This is a genomic window from Nitrospira sp. (genome assembly GCA_024760525.1).
Taxonomy (GTDB): domain Bacteria; phylum Nitrospirota; class Nitrospiria; order Nitrospirales; family Nitrospiraceae; genus Nitrospira_D.
This window is the reverse complement of record CP060499.1, coordinates 3,422,178-3,437,571: the sequence shown is the minus strand read 5'-3', so window position 1 is coordinate 3,437,571 and position 15,394 is coordinate 3,422,178. Positions and strand designations below refer to the sequence as shown.

The 15,394-nt window shown below is 55.4% G+C and carries 18 protein-coding genes; 11 read left to right on the top strand and 7 right to left on the bottom strand.

Annotation, left to right across the window (positions count from 1 at the left end):
* Positions 1-31: 31 nt before the first annotated feature.
* The 6 genes from H8K04_16200 to H8K04_16175 all read left to right on the top strand — a co-directional run bounded on the left by H8K04_16200 (position 32) and on the right by H8K04_16175 (position 5,510).
* On the top strand, positions 32-529 hold the full coding sequence (locus H8K04_16200; protein ID UVT15336.1) for a sulfopyruvate decarboxylase subunit alpha: 498 nt from the start codon (positions 32-34) through the stop codon (positions 527-529).
* Positions 526-1,107, top strand: coding sequence for a sulfopyruvate decarboxylase subunit beta (locus H8K04_16195; protein UVT15335.1), 582 nt, complete (start codon positions 526-528; stop codon positions 1,105-1,107). Before H8K04_16200 ends, H8K04_16195 begins: the two co-directional genes overlap by 4 nt.
* Before the next feature lie 78 nt (positions 1,108-1,185).
* Complete coding sequence (locus H8K04_16190; protein ID UVT15334.1) at positions 1,186-2,268, top strand: alanine--glyoxylate aminotransferase family protein; 1,083 nt, start codon at positions 1,186-1,188, stop codon at positions 2,266-2,268.
* Positions 2,265-2,984 (top strand): phosphocholine cytidylyltransferase family protein, encoded by a 720-nt coding sequence (locus H8K04_16185; GenBank protein UVT15333.1) that lies wholly within the window; start codon positions 2,265-2,267, stop codon positions 2,982-2,984. The genes H8K04_16190 and H8K04_16185 overlap by 4 nt, the downstream gene beginning before the upstream one ends.
* Before the next feature lie 84 nt (positions 2,985-3,068).
* On the top strand, positions 3,069-4,478 hold the full coding sequence (locus H8K04_16180) for a CDP-alcohol phosphatidyltransferase family protein (GenBank protein ID UVT15332.1): 1,410 nt from the start codon (positions 3,069-3,071) through the stop codon (positions 4,476-4,478).
* 24 nt (positions 4,479-4,502) lie between these two features.
* Positions 4,503-5,510 (top strand): flippase-like domain-containing protein, encoded by a 1,008-nt coding sequence (locus H8K04_16175; GenBank protein ID UVT15331.1) that lies wholly within the window; start codon positions 4,503-4,505, stop codon positions 5,508-5,510.
* On the opposite strand, the gene H8K04_16170 is transcribed toward H8K04_16175, so the two are convergent.
* The 3 genes from H8K04_16170 to H8K04_16160 form a co-directional block, all read right to left on the bottom strand.
* The gene (locus tag H8K04_16170) at positions 5,486-5,926 is read right to left on the bottom strand and encodes a PilZ domain-containing protein (GenBank protein ID UVT15330.1); all 441 of its coding nucleotides are present in this window, start codon (positions 5,924-5,926) and stop codon (positions 5,486-5,488) included. The two genes, H8K04_16175 and H8K04_16170, sit on opposite strands and share 25 nt — an antisense overlap.
* 57 nt (positions 5,927-5,983) lie before the next feature.
* Complete coding sequence (locus H8K04_16165) at positions 5,984-6,382, bottom strand: PilZ domain-containing protein (protein ID UVT15329.1); 399 nt, start codon at positions 6,380-6,382, stop codon at positions 5,984-5,986.
* Between the two features lie 181 nt (positions 6,383-6,563).
* Positions 6,564-7,184, bottom strand: a complete 621-nt coding sequence (locus H8K04_16160) for a hypothetical protein (protein ID UVT15328.1) — start codon at positions 7,182-7,184, stop codon at positions 6,564-6,566.
* A gap of 192 nt (positions 7,185-7,376) precedes the next feature.
* Between H8K04_16160 and H8K04_16155 the strand changes: the two genes are divergently transcribed.
* Positions 7,377-7,769, top strand: a complete 393-nt coding sequence (locus H8K04_16155; GenBank protein UVT15327.1) for a hypothetical protein — start codon at positions 7,377-7,379, stop codon at positions 7,767-7,769.
* On the opposite strand, the gene H8K04_16150 is transcribed toward H8K04_16155, so the two are convergent.
* Positions 7,661-7,999, bottom strand: coding sequence for a type II toxin-antitoxin system PemK/MazF family toxin (locus tag H8K04_16150; GenBank protein UVT15326.1), 339 nt, complete (start codon positions 7,997-7,999; stop codon positions 7,661-7,663). The genes H8K04_16155 and H8K04_16150 overlap by 109 nt on opposite strands.
* Positions 7,990-8,241 (bottom strand): AbrB/MazE/SpoVT family DNA-binding domain-containing protein, encoded by a 252-nt coding sequence (locus tag H8K04_16145; protein UVT15325.1) that lies wholly within the window; start codon positions 8,239-8,241, stop codon positions 7,990-7,992. The genes H8K04_16150 and H8K04_16145 overlap by 10 nt, the downstream gene beginning before the upstream one ends.
* A gap of 108 nt (positions 8,242-8,349) precedes the next feature.
* Here H8K04_16145 and H8K04_16140 point away from each other — a divergent pair, with 108 nt between their 5' ends.
* From H8K04_16140 to H8K04_16130, 3 genes are all read left to right on the top strand, one after another.
* Entirely contained in the window at positions 8,350-10,356 is a 2,007-nt protein-coding gene (locus tag H8K04_16140) for a carbon starvation protein A (GenBank protein UVT15324.1), read from the top strand.
* A gap of 203 nt (positions 10,357-10,559) precedes the next feature.
* On the top strand, positions 10,560-11,057 hold the full coding sequence (locus tag H8K04_16135) for a YajQ family cyclic di-GMP-binding protein (GenBank protein ID UVT15323.1): 498 nt from the start codon (positions 10,560-10,562) through the stop codon (positions 11,055-11,057).
* A gap of 17 nt (positions 11,058-11,074) precedes the next feature.
* Positions 11,075-12,091, top strand: a complete 1,017-nt coding sequence (locus H8K04_16130) for a hypothetical protein (protein ID UVT15322.1) — start codon at positions 11,075-11,077, stop codon at positions 12,089-12,091.
* A gap of 8 nt (positions 12,092-12,099) precedes the next feature.
* Here H8K04_16130 and H8K04_16125 read toward each other — a convergent pair whose 3' ends face one another.
* Positions 12,100-13,200, bottom strand: a complete 1,101-nt coding sequence (locus H8K04_16125) for a hypothetical protein (GenBank protein ID UVT15321.1) — start codon at positions 13,198-13,200, stop codon at positions 12,100-12,102.
* 239 nt (positions 13,201-13,439) lie between these two features.
* Between H8K04_16125 and H8K04_16120 the strand changes: the two genes are divergently transcribed.
* Positions 13,440-14,324 carry an IS1595 family transposase gene (locus H8K04_16120; GenBank protein UVT15320.1) on the top strand — a complete coding sequence of 295 codons (885 nt, stop codon included), beginning with the start codon at positions 13,440-13,442 and terminating at the stop codon, positions 14,322-14,324.
* Between the two features lie 59 nt (positions 14,325-14,383).
* On the opposite strand, the gene H8K04_16115 is transcribed toward H8K04_16120, so the two are convergent.
* Positions 14,384-15,235 carry a hypothetical protein gene (locus H8K04_16115; protein UVT15319.1) on the bottom strand — a complete coding sequence of 284 codons (852 nt, stop codon included), beginning with the start codon at positions 15,233-15,235 and terminating at the stop codon, positions 14,384-14,386.
* Positions 15,236-15,394: the final 159 nt, after the last annotated feature.

Here is a 15,394-nt window from a genome sequence, read left to right as displayed (position 1 = left end):
TGTGCCCGTGACTTCTGGGAGGGAGCGCTCGGTGATCGAGAGTGACGTGTTCGTACAGGCTCTGCAGGACATGGGAGTAAATTTTTTCACCGGTGTGCCGGATTCGATTCTGGGAGGAATTATCGCGGAGTTGATGACCCGCCGGCTCTATGTCCCTGCGGTCCGGGAGGATGAGGCGGTCGGCATGGCTGCAGGCGCATACATGGCGGGGAGAACTCCGGCTGTGTTAATGCAAAACTCAGGGCTCGGCACCTCCCTGAACGCGCTCATTTCCCTTAATCTGATTTATCAACAACCCTGTGTGCTGATTGTGTCATGGCGGGGCCAGGGGGGGAAGGACGCTCCAGAGCATCTGGTGATGGGAGAAGTGATGCCGCAATTGCTCGATACAGTCAAGATTCCACACCGTACCTTGACGGAACACACAGCGATCGAAGATTTTAGATGGGTTGCGGCGACGTTTATGACTCAGCGGATTCCGGTCGCGCTTTTCATTACGAAGGGTGTGGTGAAGGGGTTGCACCCATGAGGCCCGAACAAGGCACCTTGGTCAGTCGTGCGCAGGCCATGGCCGCCTTGCTGGAGTTGCTGACGAATCAGCCGGTCATTATCTGCAACGGGTTTCCCTCTCGGGAGGCTCACAAGATCGCGGATCGGCCCACTCATTTCTACATGATCGGTTCTATGGGCAATGCGCCGGCTATCGCACTTGGGGTGGCACTCGCAAAGCCGAATAAACAAGTCGTCACCTTTGACGGCGACGGAAATGTCTTAATGGGCATGGGCACACTCGCGACTGTCGGGGCGTTGAAGCCGAAGAACTTCATTCACGTGGTCTTTGACAATGAAGTGTACGGCACGACCGGGAATCAGCCCACCATCTCCAATGTGGTGCCGCTGGAAAAAGTGGCGAAGGCGGCAGGTTATGTCAATGTCGAGCGGGTCCTCGATCGTGATGATCTGGTCTACGAATTCAAGGACATGCTGAAGAAGGATGGGCCCAGCATGCTGCTCATCAAGGTCAATGAATTTGCGGAGGATGCAGGCCGTGTCGTGCACGATCCGCCGGACATTACTCGCCGGTTTATGAAGGCGATCGAGGGGTAGTAGACGCGACGCGCTTGTACGCGCTGTACGTGCACGACTCGCGCAAGACGCAGTCTCTGTAAGAGGAAGGGTCGAAGAATGGTTCTCCTGAATCCTGGGCCGGTGAACGTTTCTGAGCGCGTTCGGCAGGCGCTGCTCAGGCCCGATATCTGTCATCGCGAAGCCGAATTTTCAGAACTGCTCCACCGTATCCAAGCCAAGCTGCTCAAGGCTTTCGTCCCAGGGGCTGAATCCGAGTACGTCGCTGTCGTCATGACGGGGTCGGGAACGGCTGCCGTCGAAGCGGCTTTAATGTCGTCGATCCCGCACGGCCGTCGTATGCTTGTCCTGAACAACGGTGTCTATGGCGAGCGGATATCTCAGATCATCGGGCTTCATCGCCTCGGTGTGAGCGAGTTGAAGTATGACTGGACGGCTCGGCCGGATCCTGAACGGCTGCTGCTTGCCTTACGGCAGCACCAGGAAGTGCACGTTGTCGGCATGGTGCATCACGAAACGACGACCGGACTTCTCAACCCCGTCCACGAGATCGCCGAAATTGTCGATAATCAGAATCGCGTGTTTGTGCTCGATGCGGTGAGTGCGTTGGCCGGCGAGACGCTCGACATCGCCAAATCGCACATCTACATGGTGGTGGGGACGGCCGGCAAATGCATTCAGGGATTCCCGGGCGTGTCCTTTGTGCTGGTGCGGAAGGGCTTCGTCGAAAAAATGCGGTCATATCCGAAGCGGTCTTGGTATCTCCATCTGACGCATTATATTGACAACGACGGCCAAGGCACGATTCCGTTCACCCCGGCGGTACAAGTGTATTATGCGTTCGACGAAGCGCTGAATGAATTGCTCGAAGAAGGTGTGCCGAATCGCATCCAGCGGTACAGGAAGATGGCGACCATGATCCGCGAGCGCATGACCAAGCTTGGTGTGAAAGCTCTTCTTCCGGTGGACCGACAATCGAATACCATTACGGCGTTTCATCTGCCCGAAGGCGTTTCATACCAGTCGTTGCACGATCGCCTCAAGCAGCAGGGTTATGTGATCTACGCCGGGCAAGGCAACTTAGAAAACAAGATTTTCCGTGTCGCTAATATGGGAGCGTTGACTGAGGCGCAGTTTGGCGGGTTTCTCGATGCCTTCGAACAGGCGTGCAAGGCAGCATGAAGGCGATCATTCTGGCAGCGGGAGTCGGGAAACGGCTGTGGCAAGTCACGCAACATCGCCCCAAGTGCCTGATTGAGATCGGTGGACGGTCGCTCCTGCATCGCTATCTGGAGGCACTGGCCGGTGTCGGGGTCCGGCGGGCGGAGATCGTCGTCGGATACAAGCAGGAGATGATTCGTGCTGCGGTCGAACACGATTCGTGCGGGGTCGGCGTCACCTTTCTGGTCAATGAGCAGTTTCACAGGGGCAGTATTTCCTCCCTGTGGATTGCGCGAACCGCGCTCGACGACGATACCATCGTGATGGATGCCGATGTGCTCTTTCACCGGGAGATCCTCCGGCGTCTGGTGTCGTCGCCCTTCGAGAATGCGCTGTTGATGGATGAGACGGTCAAGCAGACCGGAGAGGAATGCATGGTGGTTGTGGCGGGTGGTCGGGTGATTGCGCTGACCAAGAGAATGCCGGAACAGTACGACTATGCCGGCGAAGGCGTGGGATTTCTCCGGGTTCGGCATGCCGACACGCCTCGGGTCGTTTCCTCGCTCCAGAGCTACATCGATCGAGGTGCGTGGGATATGGAATACGAAGACGCGCTGCTACCGTACTTTCAGGACGTGAGAGTCGGCCATGAAAAGATCGGAGGCTTGCCCTGGACCGAGATCGATTTCATCGAAGATGTGAAAAAAGCTGAGTTGGAAGTTTTGCCAAAATTGTGAGAAAGTCTTCACCATGAGATGTTCGATGCAGAAGGGACCTGCATCGTGGATCGATGACTGGCGCGTTCGATTGCATGTGGAATCATGAGTAAGAGTATTCTTCAGCGCAGAGCCGAGATCCACGGGTTGGCGACCGCGATCCTCCTGCCTTCCGTCGGGGTCTTTGGCGGATCGGCCGGGCCTGAGGTCGGTGAAGTCGGACCTCTGACGAGCGTCGTGGGAATTGGGCTCTTTCAACGCACCGTGCTCACGTTGCAACGGGCGGGGATTCGCCAATTGATCGTCCTCTCCGGTTCCGAAGAGGAACAGCTGAAACAGGCATTGGGGAGAGGGCCGCGCGTGACGATTCCTGTCCGGTGGATGCCGATCCGAGAGTTTCCACTGGATGACCCTCGGACATGGGAAGCGTTGGCGGCAGAAGTGCACGGCTTTGCGTTGGTCGCGAGCGTCAATAGCGTGTTTTCGCGCGGATTGATCGAACAATTGCGCCGCGACGTGCGGGAAGGGCAGGCGATCGTGGTCGCCCAGCCTAGACAGGGGGTACCGTTGAAAGTACCGCCCGGTCGCTCGAAGACTTTTGCATCGACTCGTCTGGACGATCCGAGTCTACGGGTCGCTGAGCTGGTTGTCGTACCGGCGACTCTCATGAACGCCGGGAATCCCGTGGTTAATGAGAAAGGAAGCCCTCCAATCCGTCAGTGGATCGAGCGGGCGGCAGCGGACGGTCGTGTGCGTGTCGTCGCGACTGAAGAGAAGCGGGGTACCTGGTATCAGAATGTCCGAACCTTGTCTGATGTGGAGTCGGCCGAAAAGAAGCTGTTCAATTCGCTCAAGGGGGAATTTGAAGGGTTCGTCGATCGGTACTTCAATCGGAAACTCTCCCGTTGGTTCACGCGCCTGTTTCTCGCCGCAGGGCTCGCACCTAATTCCATCACCGTTCTCGCCGGATTGATCGGTCTGGTCGCCGCGGCGGGATTTGGGCTGGGAACATACACCGCCGGTATTGTGGCGGCGGTGTTGTTTCAATTGGCCGCCGTCATCGATTGCTGCGATGGTGAGGTCGCGCGATTGACTTTTACCGAATCGCCCCTCGGCGCCTGGCTGGATATTGTCCTGGACAACATCGTTCACATGGCGATTTTTGCGGGTATCGCCGTAGGGCTGTATACGACGCAGATCGGGCGAGAGGATGACTGGATTCCACTCATGCTCGGCGTTGCGGCGGTCTTGGGCAATGGGATCTCATTGTTGCTGGTCGAGAAGGCGCAAAAGATCAAAGCAGTCAGCGGATGGAGCACTCCCGATCATGCGGCTTGGGCGGATGTCATGCTGAAAAATGTCGCCAGCCGCGATTTCTCGGCGGCCTTGCTGGGGTTTGCGTTGTTCGATCAACTCTATTGGTTTCTTCTCTTTGCGGCAGCCGGCTCCTTACTATTTGCCGGCGCCATGGTCTGGGTCATCCGCCCGTCTGCCGTCTCGTCTCCTCGACCATAATGCCGCGTTCGCCATCCGACTAACGTGTTGCGCTATATCCTACTCGCCCTTGGCCTCATCGTCCTGAGCCTTCTTGTCTGGCATATTGGCCCCGCCAATATCTACGAAGCCGCGACACGACTCGGTCCGGCATCGTTGCTCGCCGTCCTGATCCCGTCTTTCATGATGTATTCCGTCGAAGCCTATGGGTGGAAAGTGGTGTTGGGGCGGGCGGCGCAAGGGGTTCCGTTTTGGCGACTGCTGACGATTCGGACCGCCGGTGAGGTGGTGAATATGACCACTCCGACGGCCTATCTGGGGGGCGAACCGCTGAAGGCCTATCTGCTCAAAAAGTATGACGTTCCCATGACAGAAGGGGCCGCTTCAGTCGTGATTGCCAAGACGACGATGACGATTGCCGAAGTGTTTTATATCCTCATGGGAATCGCCTTGGCCTTTTGGATTCTCGGTGCCGGGAGTTCGGCCGGGCAGACGATCACGGCGGCGCTGTTGAGTGTCGGCCTGTTGGTGTGTTCAATCGCAGGGTTCGTATTCATCCAACACCGGGGACTCTTTGCGTCGATCTTATCGCTTGTTAAGAAACTTGGATTGCGAATCAAGAGCCTGGAAGCAGAGGAAGAGCACTTGCGCTCGATCGACCAGACGATTCGGAATTTCTACAGCCATCATCAAAAGGCCTTTTATGCGTCGATGGGGGTGTACTTTTTGGGCTGGATGGCTGAATCGTTGGAGGTGTTCGGGATCATTTACTTACTCGGCGGTTCAGTGAGTGTCTTGTCCGCTCTCTCCATAGGGGCGCTCGCGGTATTTATCAAGGGCGGATCCTTCTTTATCCCCGGCAGTTTGGGTGCCCAGGATGCCGGCAATCTTCTGTTACTCCAAGCGTTCGGCTACAGTGACGTGACGGGAATCACCTTCGCATTGCTGCGACGGTTCCGCGAACTCGTCTGGATCGGCATCGGACTCTTGTGCTTGGCGATGGTAGGAAAAGGCAGAATTCCTCAGGATCAGGAGGTGGAAAACCCTTCCTGAGCAATGGTCCGGAGCCGTTCGAGCATGCGGTCCCACACAAAGCCGTGCAACCGAAAATCCGCCGCCCGCTCCACTTTGTGAAACTGAAGACCTATTCGATTACCCTGGACCCATCGGACCTCGGCCTCGTCAACCGGTAGAGACTGTGTTTGATCCGGCAGGATCAGCCGCACTTGGAGCGTCGTCTTTTCCGGTACGGTATCGGTACATTCAATTGTGCAGCCGAACACTGTGAGGTTTACGACTTTCCCTTCAGCAATCATCTCTGCGTCGGAAAACATCACCGGGTACTGCACGGCAAGCGGCACTCGGTAGTGGTGACGTTGATAGGTGCGTGTGGCTTCCACGGTTGCCCAGTTTAGTCGGCCTTCTACCGGTGAGTGAATCCCCCTTTCGTGGGGACGACTCCGAGTCATCAAATTGGATTGCCTGCTGCCAGAAGAGTGGGCAGGGCACGTTTAGGCGGAATCGTGTCAGACGGAATAGTGTCTGGCAAGGTGATAACGCTGGAACTGCAAGACATATTTGATCAGCAATTCCCGGTTCTGTGTGGTCATCCGAATGAAGCGGGCGTGGAGACGATAGGTGTTGCCTGGATAGGCGATGGGAACCAGCCGCAACACTTCGATGGGGGACTTGAAGAGCACCTGGTCAGGAAGGAGCAGGCTGCACGTGAGAATCTCGCCGGCCTGGTGGAGTGTCTCGACCACCACCCCGATGCCGCCCCCGCTCAGATTGACGGATTTCTCGGTGAACTCCCCTTCAGTGTCGTCCGTCTCAGGCTGAAGGCGAATGGGCAGCGTGACGTTGATCCGGTAATATTCTCGGCGGTCTTGCCCATTAGGCGAAGGAGTAGGGGTATCTGAGGACATGATGAAGAGAAGTATAGCAAAAATTGGGACGATTTGAGGAGCGGCGAGGTGAAAGTTTATGCGAGGGCCTCTCGCGCGTGACGGTGGCTGGGTCTTAACGACAGCGATGCGGTTATAGAGCGGGAAATGACCTAGGTTGAGAAAGTTGGCGCTTCAGTCATATGGAATTCATCGTCTGATATCAGCGTCGCAGGTGTCTGAGATTGGGCAATCTCGTCTTTCCGTTGAATAGGTAGTTGCCCAGTATGCCGTATAGATTGTAATCCACGAACAACGGGCGATCGGCCAGAAGAAACGGTGAGGTTGCTAGCATGCTGTCGATCGGCTTCAAAAGTTCTGCAAACTGAGTGCACAGATACCGTCGGTGGGTGGTCCATTCTCGGACGCATCCTCTTCCGAATTTCCGCTCCTTGTGGCGAATGAGCATCGTCCGTTCGATGAGAGGGCGGGTTGGGATCACATAGGTATCGTTCACCTTGAATCCCACCGACTCCAAATCGTTTTCGATATAGCGGGAGAGAATCAGCTGCAGCCCATCGAGGTCTTTGGGAAAGAGGTTAAGCTGATAGCGCCGATTCACGTAATGCGCAACTTCCTGCCCGAAGTCCGTTCGGTCACAGATGCTCCGTTTCCCATCAATCACGCAGGGCACCGTATGCCCCTGTCCCTTTGTCGCTTTAATGATCGGAGCCCGCTCATGGTAGGCGATGTTGTGGAGCCGAAACCGAATACGATGGCGTGTCAGGATGTGCCTGATCGTGATGCAGAAGGGGGACCAGGGAAACTGAATGAGGGTGAGCATGAGAGTCTATATGACCCAGGCGGAGCGAAACCGCAAGCGCCGATACGCGTGGTAGTTGCCTTCATCACTAGTGCTGTCAATCCAACAGAAAAGTGAACGGACGGCGGCCTATTGTGCGGTTGCTATGGTTAATAAGAACGACTGGCCAGCGTTTGATTTACAAGCGCGTAATGGGTTGTTAGGATGCCGCGCATGAAGGCGGCGGTAAATCTGCTCTGGGTGCTGCTCTCGCTCCTCGGCGCTTTGGCGCTTGCTCACGTGACGGGCGCCATTAATCCCCATGAAAAAGTAAACGGTCTCTGGCTGGTTGTGGCGGCGGCTTGTATCTATGTGCTGGCCTATCGGTTCTATGGCCGGTGGCTGGCCACGCAAGTTATCGCACTGAACAATCAGCACATCACGCCGCCGGTACGGTTGAACGACGGCGTTCAGTACTCGCGTGGGTTCGGGAAGAATGCAAAGGGTGGGGCCAATCGTTATGGTGTGAACATTTCCTGTAGGACTGCGTGGACGGCAGCAAGGGCTCCGGGCGTGACACGGCCAAGCCGCTTGATGAGGCGTTCGCTATCAACGGTGCGCAACTGATCTATGGCCACAAATCCGGAACGGTCGCGGAAACGACATCTCACTCGCCAGGGGTAGCCTTGCCCTCCGGTAGTCATTGGCGCGACGATCACGGTCCGCAGGTGCTGATTTAATTCATCGGGAGAGATGACCAGGCAAGGCCTCGTTTTTCTGATTTCACTGCCTCGGGTTGGATCAAGGTCAATCAGATAGACTTCACCGCGTGCCGGGGGCGCGTGCTCTAGCGCCACTTCCAGTCTTCCTTATCGAATCGCGTAGCAGTCGGCGGGTCGAGGAGGCTGTCTTCTCCTTGCGCTCGCATGCGTCGGGCGGCATCAGCCCAGCCTGCGCGTGGTTGTGCCGATTTGGAGATCAGAATGCGGCCCGGTTCTGCTTGGAGCACGACTTCATCCTCAAGCTGGGCTTCCTGAAGCAAGGTCTTAGGGAGCCGAATTCCCTTTGAGTTGCCGATACGGACGATGTGGGCTTTCATGTCATCCTCCAGCTATGAGGATACATTGTAATCACATCCCGTATCGAAGGCAACTCACTGACGAACTCTGGATTTACAAGCACGTAATGGGTTGTTAGGATGCCGCGCATGAAGGCGGCGGTAAATCTGCTCTGGGTGCTGCTCTCGCTCCTCGGCGCCTTGGCGCTTGCTCATGTGACGGGCGCCATCAATCCCCATGAAAAGGTCAATGGTCTCTGGCTGGTCGTGGCGGCTGCCTGCATGTATGTGCTGGCCTATCGGTTCTATGGACGGTGGCTGGCCACGCAAGTTATCGTACTGAACAATCAGCACGTCACGCCGGCGGTGCGGTTAAACGACGGCGTCAATTTTCATCCCACGAATAAGGTCGTGCTCTTCGGCCATCACTTTGCGGCCATCGCCGGAGCCGGGCCGCTCCTTGGTCCGGTGTTGGCGGCACAATTTGGATTCATGCCCGGTTTTCTGTGGCTCGTGATCGGTGCCGTGCTTGCGGGGGCAGTGCAGGATTTCATCATTCTGGTTGCCTCCATGCGACGAAACGGCCGCTCCTTGCCCGAGATCGCGCACGATGAACTCGGCTCGCTCACCGGCACGGCGACGGCGATCGCGGTGCTCTTTATTGTGGTGGTGGCACTGGCAGGGTTGGGCTTCGCGGTCGTGAATGCGCTGTACCATAATGCCTGGGGAACCTTTACGATTGCGATGACGATTCCGATCGGCTTCCTCATGGGCTTCTATCTCCAGAAGTTTCGTGCCGGCGCCGTGGCCGAAGTGTCGATCATCGGTGTCGTACTTTTAATTGCAGCGGTACTGTTCGGTCGCGTTGTTGCGCAGTCGTCCTACGCCTGGCTCTTCGAGTTCGACAAGCCCGCGCTGATCTGGCTGCTCGCCGGGTATGGATTTCTGGCCTCGGTATTGCCGGGCTGGATGTTGCTGGTGCCGCGCGGCTATCTTTCCACATTTATGAAGCTTGGCGTCGTGTTTCTGCTGGGGGTTGGTGTCATCCTCATGGCGCCGACGATTGAGATGCCGCGTGTGACGAGTTTTGCCGCCGGTGGTGGCCCGATTATTCCCGGTACCCTCTTCCCCTTTCTCTTCATCACGATTGCGTGCGGGGCTATCTCGGGCTTCCACTCGTTGGTCTCTTCCGGCACGACGCCCAAAATGATTGAGCAGGAATCTCAAGCGGTGGTGGGGTATGCGGCAATGTTGCTGGAAAGCTTTGTGGGAGTGATGGCACTGATCGCGGCTTCAGTGCTGATTCCCGGCGACTACTTGGCGATCAACACAACCTTAAGCACCGATGCGCTGGCGGCGATGGGGTTTGCTCCATCGCGGATTGCCGAGCTGTCACAGTTGGTCGAAGTCGATGTGGCTGGACGTCCCGGCGGGGCGGTCTCTTTGGCGGTCGGCATGGCGTCTATTTTTTCGGCGCTGCCCGGGATGTCGGGTCTCATGGCCTATTGGTATCAGTTCGCGTTGGTGTTCGAAGCGCTTTTCATTCTGACAACAATTGATACGGGAACACGCGTGGCTCGTTATCTCATCCAGGAAATGGCAGGCAAGGTCTATGCGCCCTTTCGCCGGATGAACTGGGTGCCCGGTGTGATGGTGAGCAGCGGCTTAGTCGTGGGAGCGTGGGCGTATTTGATCGGGACGGGCAGCATTTCAACCATTTGGCCGATGTTCGGCGCGGCAAACCAGCTGCTGGGGATGTTGGCGCTCTGCATCGGGACGACCGTGCTGATCAAAATGTGGAAGTCGCCCTATCTCTGGGTCACGGCGCTGCCGATGCTGTTCGTGGGCATGATTACCTTGACGGGTTCTTATGAAATGTTTTGGATGTTCCTGAAGAAAGCGGCGAAGTTGGCGGCCGGGCAGGCCTTCGCGCTCTATCTGGATGCCGTGCTGGTGGCACTGGTGGCGGTGCTGGGTGTAATCGTGCTGGGCGATAGTCTGAGGCAGTGGTACGGCTATGTCGTGCTGAAAAAGCCGTTTACAAGCAGCGAGGTGGTGGTGTCGGCGGGTGGAGGATCAGCAGGACGGATGCAGACGGCAATTCGTTGTGATGGGGAAAAGGGCTTTAAGCTTCCGCACGGCACCGGGTGCTGTTAGGGCGCCCTGGTCAATCACTAGCGCTCGCGCACCGCGTGTGAAGGGAAAAGGAGCAGCCTGGTCGTCCTCTTGCTCCCCGAACGCGCACATCTGCTTATGGGATTTGGGCACTGGATGCGAACGATGTGCTCGTTCAATGCGCGCATTGGAGGAGCAACCAGGCCGCTCCTATGCATACATGAAGAGTAAAGAAGGAGGCTATCGTGGCTGATCAGTTCTCATTTGACGTCGTGTCGGAAGTGCATATGCAGGAGCTGAAGAACGCGCTGGATCAGGCGACGAAAGAAATCAAGCAGCGGTTCGATTTCAAGGACTCGAGAACCGAGATCACGCTGAAAGAGAAGGAAAAGGAATTGGTCGTGGTCTCGGACGACGAGTACAAGCTGAAGGCGGTGCAGGAGATCATCAAGGCCAAGTGCGTGAAACGCGGGGTATCGCTCAAGGCCTTCACTCAAGGCGCGGTCGAGCCGGCGTTGAGCGGGACGGTGCGACAAACGGCCAAGATTCAGAGTGGGCTCGCACCGGATAAAGCCAAGGAAATCACCAAAGCGGTCAAGGATTCGAAGTTGAAGGTTCAAGCACAGATTCAGGGCGAGCAAGTGCGGGTGCTGAGCAAGAGCAAGGATGAACTGCAGTCGGCGATTGCCTTTTTGAAGGGCAGGGAGTTTGAGATCGATCTGCAGTTTACCAACTATCGCTAGGCGGCGTGCAAACCCTCATGCGAAACCTCGTTGTGGTTCTCGTTCTTGCGGCCGCTCTCGCCGGTTGCGGTCGCAGTGACGCGATCGTCGTCATCCAGCTCCACCCCCAAAACCCCGATATTATCTATGTCGCCACGAACGACTACATCTATAAGTCCCGCGATGGCGGACAGACGTGGGCGAATTTGTCTCAGGGAATGAGTTATTCCCGCGTGATCGCCATGGCGATCGATCCGGCGTATCCCGCGACGGTCTATGCGGGCACCAAGGGTGATGCCGTCTATAAGAGCCATGATGGCGGGCAGCGCTGGACATCGATGCGCACCGGACTTGATGATGCGACGATCACGTCTGTGGTGAATCAATTTCTTTTCGATCCCGCCGATGCGCAACATATCTTTCTTGCCACCACGATGGGAGTGTTCGAAACCAGGAACGGGGGCGAACAATGGAAAAAGAAAATGGAAGGCATGAAGGAAGTGCTGATGGTCGTGACGCTGGGCATGGATCCCACCAGACCCGCTATTTTGTATGCGGGAACCAGCGGCGGTGTGTACAAGTCAATCGACCAGGGCGGTCATTGGGAGAAAGTGAATAATGGACTGGTGCCGCCCGACATGCTGAAAACGTCGCGGGCATTGAACGTCACGTCGATTCTGGTCGATCCGTCCGAGCCTGATACGGTTTACGCCGCCACGCTGGCAGGGCTGTACAAAACAACCGATGCGGCCAAGGCGTGGAAGCGGATCGGGGAGTCGCTTGCCGATCAGATGATTGTTGGGATGGTGCTCGATCGCGCGCGTCGAGGTGTGATCTACATTACGGGACGGGACGGAGTGCATCAGAGTGAGGATGGCGGCTTGACGTGGAAGGCGATTAATAGCGGATTCGCAACCACCAACGTTCGAACAATCGCGCAAAGTGCAACGGATCCGAAAGTGTTCTATGCCGGGACCAACGGCAGCGGGCTCTATCGCAGCAAGGACGCGGGGGACACCTGGGAGCTAATGCCGGTGGTGGGAGGGAAGCCGTAAAGACAGAACTACCGCCGCCTGTTGTTTAGATCGGAATCTCCAATCGAGGCGCCGACTCCGCGTCGTGGAACGGTCGAGGTCCCTGCGTAATTTTGCGATTTATCGACCTCGAAACCGGTGCTGTTGGGAACGACCGTATCCTGAATATCCGTTCCCGGCCGGTGCGGAAGATTGCTGTCGTGAATATCATTGCCTCGACGCGGTCGAAGTGATTCACTGACTCTGCTGTACGGGGAAACGGCAGAGTTGATGTCTGCCCCGAACTGGGCATTCAACTTGGTGTCCTCGATGTCCCCTCCGATTCGTGAGCGCAGGGTCGTGTCTTGAATGTCCATTCCTGTCGGAGCCGATGACGGCGGTTTCTTGGCCTGAAACTCTCTCCTGATCGCGTCTTCTTCCTCTTGGATTTGCACTTTGGCCCGGCCGCTGCTTTCATAGTCGATCCCGCTGAGGCCCTCTTGTGCCTCGTTCAAAGTGTCCAAGCGCGTCTTGAGTCGAAACAGGTCCTCACGCGCGCGTGCAACTGTCCCGACAATTTCGCCGAGCGTGAATTGGCGAGCGAACGTTCCAAGCTTGGGAGCCACGCCAGGACCACCGCCGAGCCCTCCATTACCCGTGCCATTTCCGGGGCCGGCGACAGTGGCCCCTTGGCCCTTTCCAAACCCTGTCGAATTGTAGATACCCTTTTGCTGAACGGCTTGTAGGATGTGGTTCGCTTCATCGATCAAGTCAACGATGTGTTCCGGCGCATCGTTGCCCGTCATGCAGCAGGAGAGGAACGTTCGATAGCGGTCTGAAAATTTCGACGCGGCATTCTGCAATTCAACGATTTTTATGGGATCGCGTTCCGGAAGATCGAAGCCGCGCTTTCGCGCGCTTTCTCGAAAGGCCGCTACTGTCTCCTGGTCGTACAGCGGTTGACAGTCTGAGCTTTGCTTCGTTGAAATTTGTTGGTCGGATGTCTTGCCCGAGCACCAATAGACGGGAGCCGGCTGGTTGAGAGGATTGTCGGGATTGAAGTCCTTCGCCCCAGTGTGCTCAAGACCAGAGAGCAAGAAAATGAAACAGAAGAGGCTTGCACGAGGGACCGTTGGACGTACCGTATACATGAAAGCATTTTCTAACTCAAGTCCTTGGAAGTCAACGAAACCCCAAGAGTTGGAGGGTTGAAAAGATTTCGGCTTTCGAAAAGACCCTTCGCAACTGCTCTGCAAGGGCAAAATGATCGAAGATTGCCGCTCTCGTAACTACTCGATACCTCCCGATCCCCTGGCTGACGATTATCCCGTTGACAAAGTATCTTCATGTGTGCCACAATCTCCCACAGGTCAGGACAGGGGAGGCATATATGGCTAAGAAACAAAGCATTTTTGAAGTCGTTTCCAGGTTCAACTCCGAAGAAAAGTGCATTAAGCACCTAGAGCGCATCCGGTGGCCGAAGGGCCTGGAATGCCCCCACTGTCAGAGCAAGCGCATCATGACCTTCACTGCCGAAGGCAAGACTGGCAAAGAACGGCACCTGTACGAGTGCCTTGCCTGCCGGTATCAATATTCCGTGACTGTTGGGACCATCTTCCATGATTCGCACCTGCCCCTCGTGAAATGGTTCCTGGCGATCTACATGATCTGCTCGGCCAAGAAGGGCATGGCCGCTACCCAATTGCAGCGGGAATTGGAAATTGGGAGCTATAAGACTGCTTGGTATATGGCCCATCGGATTCGCCTCGCTATGCAGGATGACCCCCAGTTTTGTCGGAAGTATTCGGGGATTGTTGAGATTGACGAGACTTACATCGGTGGCAAAAGTAAAGGTCCACGTCAGCCCGCACTCTCCAATAAAGTTCCTGTAGTGGGCATAAAAGAGCGGACTTCAGGAAAGATCCGATTGAAAGCCATACATGACGCATCAAAGCGCACCCTCGCCGATTTCATTCGGAAGAATGTTGAGCCAGGATCGGAGATGCATACCGATGAGTTTAAGTCCTATCTCTGGCTGGATAGTTCTGAATTTGCCCATAAGACCGTGAACCATTCTCAAACCTACGTCAGCCCTGACGGAGTGCATGTGAACGGCGTTGAAAACGTATGGTCCTTGGTCAAGCGGGGGATTATGGGCGTGTTTCATAGAGTCTCCGACAAGTACCTTCCGCTCTACCTGGATGAGTTCTCATTCCGTTTCAATAACCGTGATGCCTTCGCCATGATGGACCGTGTGTTAGCGACGTGTAGCTAGAAGTAAGAACATCAAGGAACGCTGTTTTAAGAGAAAGCCTAAGCAAATAGGACTCCCGTTTACCCGCGATTCTTTGAAAAAAGATCGCGCATAAATGTTTCAGTATGGTCAATAATATTCTTGGATCTACGCTCATCATAAGTATCTCGCCCATGCTGGCAGTGATTTCTCCATGCATCTCTTACCAACTCAAAATGAGAAATAGTCTCGTTAATTTTCTGGATCTTTGCGTCTAGCGCAGCGGTCTTCGGATTGGATTTCAATTTATTAATATGTGCCCTAGCAGCGCCAAATATGTCTTCCCAGTTCGAGAATAGTAACTCTCGTTGCTGTTTTCCCCCGCCTGTCCATTTTATGCCAAGCCTCCTTGCCCATTTTCGCAACGCCTCTTCCAGGGCAAGCATAAGATGATGCACACAGGCATCCCACCGCTCTAATGCGAAGCATCGCGCAGCCTCGGCTATTTGATAGGTAGATCTTGGGCACGCCCGAGCGACTGATTCACCAAAAATAGGTCTATCTTCCAGCGAATACCATTCCCGCTTATCCTCTGAAAGCATGAGAAAAAGCCGAGAGTTAAACTCATCAATAATATCCACCAACAAATCATGGATTAGCGTTGCATGAGTCTTAAGGTCATGCTTAAAATCAAGGCTCCTCTTGCAGTCTGTTTCGATCGTCTTTGTTAATCGATTAATTTTGCGAGTAATGCGATCCAGATGAAGATTTACACACTGCTCTCGTAACCTGCCTAAGATCTTAGAATTCATCTCACGCCAATCATCAGGATCTTGATGAAAATCCTGAGACATATTCTCAATCATATTCAGGCCAGCTGAGACTTCTACAAAAAAAGCCGCGTTTAGTTCCAGCATATCCAGCAGGCTCCAGATGGGCTTGTGGGGTGTCATTCAACACCCCCTATCCACAGGGCCTGCACCCTGCAACTTATTGAGGACTTTGTCAAGGGGATAGGCGTGGATATAATCATGTGAGATCTCTCTAAGTTACTGAAAATACTGTTGACAACCACAAAGGCGAGAGTATACTTCGCTAGGTGTGGGCGAAAG

Bases quoted from the DNA above. Each gene is read 5' to 3' on its own strand.
- H8K04_16125 (UVT15321.1), bottom strand. From the start codon at position 13,200: ATGTATACGGTACGTCCAACGGTCCCTCGTGCAAGCCTCTTCTGTTTC.
- H8K04_16145 (UVT15325.1), bottom strand. From the start codon at position 8,241: ATGAAAGCCCACATCGTCCGTATCGGCAACTCAAAGGGAATTCGGCTC.
- H8K04_16165 (UVT15329.1), bottom strand. From the start codon at position 6,382: ATGTCCTCAGATACCCCTACTCCTTCGCCTAATGGGCAAGACCGCCGA.
- H8K04_16195 (UVT15335.1), top strand. From the start codon at position 526: ATGAGGCCCGAACAAGGCACCTTGGTCAGTCGTGCGCAGGCCATGGCC.
- H8K04_16160 (UVT15328.1), bottom strand. From the start codon at position 7,184: ATGCTCACCCTCATTCAGTTTCCCTGGTCCCCCTTCTGCATCACGATC.
- H8K04_16155 (UVT15327.1), top strand. From the start codon at position 7,377: ATGAAGGCGGCGGTAAATCTGCTCTGGGTGCTGCTCTCGCTCCTCGGC.
- H8K04_16140 (UVT15324.1), top strand. From the start codon at position 8,350: ATGAAGGCGGCGGTAAATCTGCTCTGGGTGCTGCTCTCGCTCCTCGGC.
- H8K04_16170 (UVT15330.1), bottom strand. From the start codon at position 5,926: ATGACTCGGAGTCGTCCCCACGAAAGGGGGATTCACTCACCGGTAGAA.
- H8K04_16120 (UVT15320.1), top strand. From the start codon at position 13,440: ATGGCTAAGAAACAAAGCATTTTTGAAGTCGTTTCCAGGTTCAACTCC.
- H8K04_16115 (UVT15319.1), bottom strand. From the start codon at position 15,235: ATGACACCCCACAAGCCCATCTGGAGCCTGCTGGATATGCTGGAACTA.
- H8K04_16185 (UVT15333.1), top strand. From the start codon at position 2,265: ATGAAGGCGATCATTCTGGCAGCGGGAGTCGGGAAACGGCTGTGGCAA.
- H8K04_16180 (UVT15332.1), top strand. From the start codon at position 3,069: ATGAGTAAGAGTATTCTTCAGCGCAGAGCCGAGATCCACGGGTTGGCG.
- H8K04_16190 (UVT15334.1), top strand. From the start codon at position 1,186: ATGGTTCTCCTGAATCCTGGGCCGGTGAACGTTTCTGAGCGCGTTCGG.
- H8K04_16130 (UVT15322.1), top strand. From the start codon at position 11,075: ATGCGAAACCTCGTTGTGGTTCTCGTTCTTGCGGCCGCTCTCGCCGGT.